The organism is Acinetobacter sp. TY1 (genome assembly GCF_048551395.1).
GTDB lineage: Bacteria > Pseudomonadota > Gammaproteobacteria > Pseudomonadales > Moraxellaceae > Acinetobacter.
This window is the reverse complement of record NZ_JBLYZK010000013.1, coordinates 60,107-69,226: the sequence shown is the minus strand read 5'-3', so window position 1 is coordinate 69,226 and position 9,120 is coordinate 60,107. Positions and strand designations below refer to the sequence as shown.

General features: G+C 35.5%; 7 protein-coding genes and 1 pseudogene. 4 read left to right on the top strand and 4 right to left on the bottom strand.

The genetic code is table 11. The features are described from left to right. Positions 1 to 158: pseudogene (locus ACK2M2_RS09730) on the top strand (ankyrin repeat domain-containing protein); the annotation flags it as partial. 283 nt (positions 159 to 441) lie between these two features. Here ACK2M2_RS09730 and ACK2M2_RS09725 read toward each other — a convergent pair. The 4 genes from ACK2M2_RS09725 to ACK2M2_RS09710 form a co-directional block, all read right to left on the bottom strand. Then, the gene (locus ACK2M2_RS09725) at positions 442 to 1,185 is read right to left on the bottom strand and encodes an amino acid ABC transporter ATP-binding protein (protein ID WP_409512280.1); all 744 of its coding nucleotides are present in this window, start codon (positions 1,183 to 1,185) and stop codon (positions 442 to 444) included. Positions 1,186 to 1,198: 13 nt separating this feature from the next. Then, positions 1,199 to 1,876, bottom strand: coding sequence for an amino acid ABC transporter permease (locus ACK2M2_RS09720; protein WP_419347902.1), 678 nt, complete (start codon positions 1,874 to 1,876; stop codon positions 1,199 to 1,201). A 2-nt stretch (positions 1,877 to 1,878) separates the two neighbouring features. Next, positions 1,879 to 2,721 (bottom strand): amino acid ABC transporter permease, encoded by an 843-nt coding sequence (locus tag ACK2M2_RS09715; RefSeq protein ID WP_409512278.1) that lies wholly within the window; start codon positions 2,719 to 2,721, stop codon positions 1,879 to 1,881. A 130-nt stretch (positions 2,722 to 2,851) separates the two neighbouring features. Further along, the gene (locus ACK2M2_RS09710) at positions 2,852 to 3,751 is read right to left on the bottom strand and encodes an amino acid ABC transporter substrate-binding protein (protein WP_409512277.1); all 900 of its coding nucleotides are present in this window, start codon (positions 3,749 to 3,751) and stop codon (positions 2,852 to 2,854) included. 477 nt (positions 3,752 to 4,228) lie between these two features. Here ACK2M2_RS09710 and ACK2M2_RS09705 point away from each other — a divergent pair, with 477 nt between their 5' ends. From ACK2M2_RS09705 to ACK2M2_RS09695, 3 genes are read left to right on the top strand one after another with little or no spacing between them, the layout of a single operon-like run. Beyond that, positions 4,229 to 5,455 (top strand): site-specific integrase, encoded by a 1,227-nt coding sequence (locus ACK2M2_RS09705; protein ID WP_419347900.1) that lies wholly within the window; start codon positions 4,229 to 4,231, stop codon positions 5,453 to 5,455. Next, positions 5,448 to 7,004 (top strand): site-specific integrase, encoded by a 1,557-nt coding sequence (locus tag ACK2M2_RS09700; protein ID WP_419347897.1) that lies wholly within the window; start codon positions 5,448 to 5,450, stop codon positions 7,002 to 7,004. The genes ACK2M2_RS09705 and ACK2M2_RS09700 overlap by 8 nt, the downstream gene beginning before the upstream one ends. Next, entirely contained in the window at positions 6,997 to 9,120 is a 2,124-nt protein-coding gene (locus tag ACK2M2_RS09695; protein WP_419347895.1) for an integrase, read from the top strand. The genes ACK2M2_RS09700 and ACK2M2_RS09695 overlap by 8 nt, the downstream gene beginning before the upstream one ends.

Sequence of the window (9,120 nt, the reverse complement as noted above, 5' to 3'; positions counted from 1 at the left end):
TAGTACATTGCAGGCAGCCGCTGAAAATGGTTATTTCGAGATTGTTCAATTACTTATTCAGCAAGGCGCAGATGCACTATAAAAGTGAATATACAGCACTACAGCTCGCTGAAATGGCCGATCAGCAACAGATTGTTGAGTATCTCATGAACTTATAAGGTTCAATTCATAAAAACTGCGTAATAAAAAAAAGAACCCCATCTTCCTGATGAGGTTCTCTTTATATACATGTATTAGGTGAACTCCTGTTCTACCTTACTTCCTGTTAATCAGACCAATTATTGTTGTTTTTTGTCTGGGAAACTTCCTGTTCCCTATACAAGTAGAATACGATTGATCATAAAATCGGAACAGATGTTAATTACGGTAGTCTTTGTAAGTTTTTACGTACAAAAAAGCAGATCGTCTGATCTGCTTTTTATTTATTCTTTAAATATGAGATTAATGCACCATTGAAATTTTTTCTAAGAAAAACTTCGTGCGTTCGTGGCGTTCTTCAGGTTTATTAAAAAAGTCATCTGTTGCACAATCTTCTAAAATTTTTCCTTGATCCATGAATATTACGCGACTTGAAACTTTTCGTGCAAAGCCCATTTCATGAGTTACGCACATCATGGTCATTCCTTCTTTTGCCAGTTGAGTCATGACCTCTAAGACTTCACCGACCATTTCCGGGTCAAGTGCAGAGGTTGGCTCATCAAATAGCATACAGACAGGATCCATACACAGTCCGCGTGCAATAGCGACACGTTGTTGTTGACCACCTGAAAGTTGACCTGGAAATTTATCTTTGTGGGCAATTAGCCCGACTCGATCAAGATATTCAAGTGCTTTTTTCTGTGCTTCTTCTTTAGGGCGATTGAGGACTTTTACTTGTGCAATCATAAGATTATCAAGTACGGTCATATGTGGAAAGAGTTCAAAGTGTTGAAAAACCATGCCTACACGTGAGCGAAATTGGGCTAAATTGGTATTAGGATCTTTCAGTGTTGTACCATCAACAACAATATTGCCTTGTTGGAATGGTTCTAGTGCATTGACTGTTTTAATCAGAGTTGATTTACCTGAACCTGAAGGTCCACAAACAACGACAACTTCGCCTTTTTCAATGGATGTAGTGCAGTCGGTTAAAACCTGAAAATCTCCATACCATTTTGAGATTTGTTGTATTTCTATCATTGGCATATTGATTCTCCTATTAGCGAATAATTGCGATTTTTTGATGTAAATGCTTCACGAGGCGTGATAGCGCAAAGGATATACAGAAATAGACAATCGCAACAATGAGATAGAATGTCGCTTTAGTTTCTGAACCGTAAGTATTGGCGAGTGTATTTGCATTGCCTAAAAAGTCAGGTGCGCTAATCACATAAACCAATGAAACATCTTGGAAAAGAACAATAGATTGGGTCAAAATGACTGGTAACATATTACGAAATGCCTGTGGCAAAACGACATTTGACATGGTTTGGCCATAAGTAAAGCCGAGGGCATAACCTGCATTAACCTGACCTTTGGAAACAGATTGAATACCTGAACGGACAATCTCTGAGAAAAAAGCCGCTTCAAAAATGGCAAAAGTAACGACACTTGAAAACAATGGGCCATAATAAATATCCGATTGAAAATCGAAAAATTTAGGTAATAGAAAATAGAAGATAAAAATTACTTGAATTAATGGTACGCCACGAAAGAAATCGACATAAAATTTTGCAAAGTTGCTCGCAATTTTATTATTCGAGAGACGCATCATTGCTAGTGGTGTACCAATTAAAATCCCGCCAATGATAGAAAGTATCGTTACGGTTACTGTAAATTTGAAACCTGCAATCAGTGTATCGATGACATCCTGATTTTGTAAAATACTAAAATCCATGATTATTTACCTCCCGAACCAAGTCCAGGTACGGACATTCGTTTTTCAATCCATGCCATAAAGTATTTAATACAGTAGGTGATGACTAAATAAACGGGTGTTGAGAGAATCAGAATGACAATATCCTGAGAAGTTTCTTCTCGCATAGTTTTAGTATAAGCAAAGAAGTTTAAGATGCTTAGCGCATAGAGAATGGCTGAGTTTTTAAAGACATTCATTGCTTCAGAAGTTAGCGTTGGCCAAACGATACGATAGGCAACAGGCAAAATTACATAGCGGTAGCTTTGGCTTTGGCTAAAACCCATCGCATAGGCTGCATTTTTTTGTCCACGTGATACGGTATTGATCCCTGCACGAACTTGTTCTGCAACTCGTGCAGCTGTATACAGTCCTAGTGCAAAAACACCGATCACGGCAGGTTTATCATTTAAAATATTTTGCCACCAACCACCATTGACCATTTCTCCACTACCTGTACTGAGGCTAAGTGGAAGGAGCTCGGGAAAAACGAATGCCCAAAAAAATAATTGCACAATCAATGGGATATTTCGAAACAACTCGACATAACATGTACCAATAAAAGCTAATCCTTTATTGGGTAATGTGCGGAGAATGCCAATGAGTGAGCCAAGTGTGAATGCGATGATAAAGGCAATCAGTGCTGTCCAAATCATGGTCCAAACACCTGAACCTAGGAGTTGTAGCCAAGTCGGGGCTTCAGCAACAGGGGAGTAACTTTCACCACCGATAACTTTACAGATGGATTCAGCCCAAGCGGCTTTATCCATTGCATATTCGTTGGAAGGAAGACAATATGCTGTCCAATTGAGTGAGCCAACAGACATGTGTGCTCCTTATAATTGTATTTTTATAAAATAATGAGAGGTCAAAACAGGTTAATGTTTTGACCTACCGATGATTGTTCTCATATAGTGCAAAAAATATAAAATGCGATTTATTTGCACATTAGATCAATCAATTAATTCCGGCATCTGTTGGTTTTGCCATGAGAGCTTTATAAGATGAACTCATAGGCATATTCATATTGACATTTTTTGGTGCAATTGGTGATAAGAACCATTTTTTGTATAGTGCAGCCATTTGACCATTTTTCCACATGCCTGTAACGACACGGTCAGCAATCGCTTTATATGCAGGATCGTCTTTTGGAATCATGATGCCGTATGGTTCAGAAGATAATACAGGGCCGACAATTTTAAATTCTTTTGGATTTGAAGATTTGGCAATGAGTCCTGCAAGAATGTTGTCATCCATCACAAAGGCTGCAGCACGACCTGAGGCAACCATTGCAAATGAGTCAGAATGGTCTTTCCCATAGACATTATTGACATTTACTTTTTGACCTTTCTCACCCATTTTGATGTATTTGTCAGAGGTTGTTCCTTGTGTCGTCACAACGGCTTTACCATTTAAGTCAGCAATGGTTTTAATCGGAGAATTTGCTTTTACAGCCATGCGAACTTCAGTCGCATAGTAGTTGGTTGAGAAACCAACTTGTTGCTGACGTGAAATAGAATTTGTTGTCGTACCACATTCCATATCAATGTTACCCGCTAACATTTCAGGAATACGGGTCGATGACGTTACTGGTTTGTATTCGACTTTTAAATTTGGAAGCTTTAAAGATTTTTTGAGTTCATTCGCAAAATTATTACAAATATCAATAGCATATCCCATTGGTTTTCCACCAACCACATATGAAATAGGATCGGAAGATTCACGATATCCTATAATAACTTTGCCTGATTGTTTAATCTTTGAAATGGTATCTGCTGCTTGAACTTGTGAAAATGCTCCACCCGCGATAAGAACGCCTAATGCGGTGGTTAAAATTTTTGTCGAATACTGCTTCATTTTCATGTCTCCATCATTATTTAGTTTTGGCAAATTGTGATTAGCTTATATTTTAAATTAAGCATAATTTATGCCAATGTGCCTATTGTAGAAATATGATCCATCATCTATTTCTTATAGTTTCTATTTTTATACTCGAATTTTGAATATGTAAAGGTTAAAAAGTAATATATTTACTTTTTGGTTGTGTGATTTAGATCTCAAAATTTTGGTAGGATATTTTTATTCTCGAAATGAAAAATAACAAGAGGGTTTTATATTTATTTGAGAACATAGGCTCTTTAGTAACATTTATTAATGTGATGATGATTTAATTTTTTGACACCTACTAGAGACCATGTTTTGTAAAGTTTATAAAATTATTCTTTATTAGTAGTTAGTTACAAAAGAAATTTACAGACACTAGAAATAGTTCTGTAAATTTTTTTAATTATATTTTATGATATTTAACACTTAGATATTTTGTTAAATTTAATCATGATGTCTGTTAAAAGATTTGTAATGAGTAGTGGTGAGAGATTCGCTGTTCTTTTGAATAGTGATGGTGTTCCTATGACTTATCCAAATTTATATACGATCATTCATCTAAGAAATCGTGGTCAATCAATCAATACAATTTCTGCTATTTTGGAAGATATTAAGTTGCTCTTTCAGTTGTTGGATAAGTTAGGAATTGACTTGGAACAAAGGATAACAAGTAAAGATTTTTTAAAATTAAATGAAATCGAAGCTTTAGTAAATTTAACCAGTTTCAATCGCAGTCGATTAGGTGGGGCAGATTCAAAAAAAAAGATCATAAGTTTTCCAAAAAGTAATAATAAAGAGCGATCTAGAGCAAAATTGGTTGTTACTCAGGACTATGTATCTAAACAATTAATATATAGGCGGTTAACTAATTTTGCTGAATATATTGGATGGTTTGAGACGCATCTTCATTCATCAGCAATAACAAGTACAAAACGTTTGTTAAAATCTCGTAGACCTCGTAAGTCCATGGATATTCAGTCTGAATACAAATCTTTTGATAGTGATCAATTAAATAAAATTTTCAAGGCGGTTGATCCTGATAATCAGAATCGTATCTGGACTTCAGATTACCTTACTTATAGAAATGAGCTAATTATCTATTTGTTTTTATATCTTGGATGTCGTAAAGGTGAATTATTAAATTTAAAAATTACAGATATAACTCCCTCTCAAGGTGTTACATCATATCTTACTATTAGGCGTAATCCTCATGATGGCAGTGATTCTAGGCTATATCAACCTTTGGTTAAAACTAGAAGTCGATCAATTGCAGTCAATCAAAACTTAAAGAAAAAATTAGAAACTTACATTTTAAATTATAGATCAGCCATACCGCATGCAGAGCTAACAGACTTTTTGATTTTATCAAATAAAGGTAAACCTTTATCAATAAAAGCTCTAGATAAAATCTTTTCTGAAATTTCTAAAGTTGTTCTATTCAATGTACATGCACATGCATTTAGACATACTTGGAATGACAAATTTTCTGAGAAATCTCAACTTTTAGTAGCAACAGGTCAAACAACTGAAGCTCAAGTTGAAAATGATCGTGCTTATCTAATGGGGTGGATACCTAACTCACAAAGCGCAAGAAGATATTCAAGGCGTGCAGAGAATAAGCGTGCCGTAGAGGTTGGCTTAAGTATCCAAGAAAAATTTGAGGATGAAAATGAATAAATCAATTCGAATCGATAGTTTAGATAAGTCGCAAAATACTTTTACCTCATTCAAAGGTTATGAGTTTAGTATCGATGATCAGAAATGGGTATTAGATATCAATAAAACTATAGATATCTCTCGTATACGAAATTTTGAGTTTTCTGTCCAATCTGATGTAGTCATGACTTTGGTTCATTTTGCTAAGTATAGTTCAAGTTCACATACAGCAAACATGTGCGAATATATTGGTAAATATTTTGATATTACAGGAGAGGATCATTTTTCAATTAAAGGTCTTTTAAATTATAAAAATTTTTATTCGGCAAAAAAAGATGAATACAAAGTAGCTATGCTACGAGTCTTTTTGAAGAAACTATATGATTTAGGTTATTCCTCAGTAGATGATGAAGTTTACGATCTAATGGATTCATGGAGATTGAATGGCAATGAAAAAGGAGCAGCAGTCCTTTCCCTTGATCCAGATGAAGGCCCATTTAGCCCATTTGAATTTCAAACAATTATCACTAGAACCAATGAATATTTAGCAGAAAATAAGATTTCCTATTATGAGGCTGCTCTAATTCGTGTTTTTTGTGCGACTGGTAGACGACCAATTCAAATTTCAGGATTAAAGGTGAAAGACCTATATGTGTCGGATAAATATAATTTTAATGATACAAATGCAGTTCATATCCTTAACATTCCGAGAGCTAAAGTTAGAGGTGCTAGTGGATTCCGATTTGCTTTTAATGAAGTGGGAATTCGGGAAAGTATTGCGAAAATCTTATTTGAACATATTCAAATTTTAAAACAGAAATTAGCAAAGCAAATAAAGCGAGAAGTATCTGAACAGGAGCTTTCAGAGTTACCAATTTTCTATGATATTAAGGTGTTAGCCAATCTAGATTGGAGCAATGAAAAAGAAATTTCTCAAATTTTGCCAACAGAAATTATTCATTTACCTACTATCAAATTAACTCAAATATTGAGAGATGCTGTTCAAAAACTTGGTGTCCGTTCAAGAGAAACCGGTAAACCAATACATATCACTGCATATCGGTTTCGCTATACGCTTGGAACAAATGCAGCTAGGCAAAAAGCAGGTGTGAATGTCATTGCAAAGCTGTTAGATCATCATGATACGCAAAATGCACACTGTTATGTACAGAGTGTTCCTGAAATTGCACAACAAATCTCATCCATCATGGATGAAAGCTTACGCAAATATGCAGATGCTTTTCAGGGGAAAGTTGTAAAGGATGAGATTGAGGCTCAATCACAAGTTAAAGAGGCGAATAGAATTTCTTGTGTAGAACAAGATTGTGACGTTGGCTCATGTGGTACACATCAATACTGTAACGATTACGCACCAATCGCATGTTATCTATGTAGCAAGTTTATGCCTTGGGCAAATGCACCTCATTATTTGGTTCTAGAACAATTAATTAAAGAGCGAGATGATCTAATTGCGATGGGTTGTAGCCTTGAAGTCGCTACCGTGAATGACCGTACAATTATTGCTGTTCAGCAAGTTATTGATGCTTGTAAGGAGTTCAACCATGGATGATTTAATATATTTCCCATCTGACAAAATCCAATCTCCTTACTCCGAAATTAAGCGGTTTATTGATTTTGTTAAACAGTTATCAGAATTAAATAAAGATATTAAATTTGATGAGAATTATTGGAAAGGCGAAGTAAACTTTGTCAAAACGGGTATTTCATCCAAAGATAGATCACCTGAAAATCTTTTGCACCATTCAATTCTAGAATTTGCCAAAGTGTATGTTAAGTATCAAAGAATTAACAGTAAGCTAAAAACTCATGATACGATTCTTTCAATTCGGGCAATAGAACAAATATGCTTAGACCGATATGGTGAAGTTGATTTAACTAAATTGGTTATTGCAGATTTTGACTTGGCTGCTGAAAATGCAAAGGAAAACTATAAAGCAAGTTCTGCTTACCATGTGGGTAGACAGCTAAAGATTCTTTTAGACTTTCTTCGCCAATTAAAAATATTAGCTTTACCAGAATGGAAAAGTCCAATTAAAAAACCTGCTGATAAGTCAATTGTGCTAGATGAGGAGTCAGAGGAACATAGAGCATCTAAACTTCCTGATGAGGATGCGATTTTTGCTCTAGCTGATATTTTCTCACGCAAAGATTCAGAATTGTCAGATAGAGATATTTTTGTCACCAGTGCTGTGAGCCTGCTTCTAGCTGCGCCTGAGCGAGCATCAGAGCTATTTTTCTTAAAGCATAATTGTATCCGTGAGGAAGAAGTCCAAACGCTTTCTAAGAGCAGTTTAGGGCTTGTGGCAGATGGTTCTAATATTGAGAAAGTATTAGGTATCAGGTGGTATGCACAGAAAAATTATGGGTATGACATTAAATACATTCCAAGTGTCATGATTCCAACGGTCAAACGGGCTATTAAACGTTTGATTAAGATGTCAGAAAAGCCTAGACGTTTAGCATACTTGCTTGAGACAAGCGATAAATTTCCAAGACATGAGCTTTGTCCCAAAGTGCCTGATGATCAATTGTTAAAACGTAGTGAAGTGTTGTTGGCAATGGGCTTTGATGTGTCGCAATATGATGACAGTCAAGCAAATAATTCTGGAATAGGTTTTTTAAGAACTCGTGATATACCTATTGATGATTATGAAGTCTGCCTCAACGATTTAAATATTATTCTGCGAAAGAGACTACCTAAAGGTTTTCCCTATATATCGTTTAAAACGAGTAATGGTGTACAGGTTAAATGGTCTGAAGCTTTATTTTGTTGTTTCGCAAACCAATTCCATCGTGATAAACCAACTATTTACTCAGAATTATGGATACCACATATTGATACTTTAAATGAAGATTTATCACCAACTAAAAAGAAATTAAGAGGAAAAGATGAGTTATCAAATGTCCAATCTATTTTTCAACGGTGGGGATATGGTGACTATAGTATGTCTACCCATCAGTTTCGACATTTATTGAATACGATAGCAAATACCAATGGAATGGATAGCATGTTACTCGCTAAATGGTCAGGGCGGGCTGATATGAAGCAAAATCGAGTATATGACCATACTTCGGTTGAAGATCGTAATTATAGCTTAATTGAGATGCAGAAAAATGAGGTTGGTACAGTAAATACTGATAGTACATTTACATTCCAAATAGCTACACCTCGAACTCTACAAGAGCTAAATACCAAAACAACATTGTCTATGCACACTACCGAGTTTGGACTTTGTACACATTCTTATATTGATGAACCCTGCCTAAAGTATAGAAATTGTCTTAATTGTACGGAACATGTCTGTATTAAGGGGGATGAAGAAAAGAAAAAACGACTTCAAGATCGACTTAGAAAAGAAAAAATCTTATGGGCAAAGGATAAGGAAGCTGTTAGTAAAAATGTTACTGGTGCAACGGTCTGGTTGGGGACTAGAGAGCTTACGATTAAACGTTGTGAACAGTTAATTGCCCTACTAGATGATCCAAACATTCTTGATGGAACGCCTTTAAGTTTGCCGCCTTCGGAAGATGTTACACATCTTGATTTAGCGTATCAAAAAGCAGGTCGTAAACGTATCCCCGTTATTGAGAATACTCAACGGAAAAAGATAGAGGATGAACCACATTTGCTCAGTCCTGCATTGCAAATGGATTTATGGATTTGA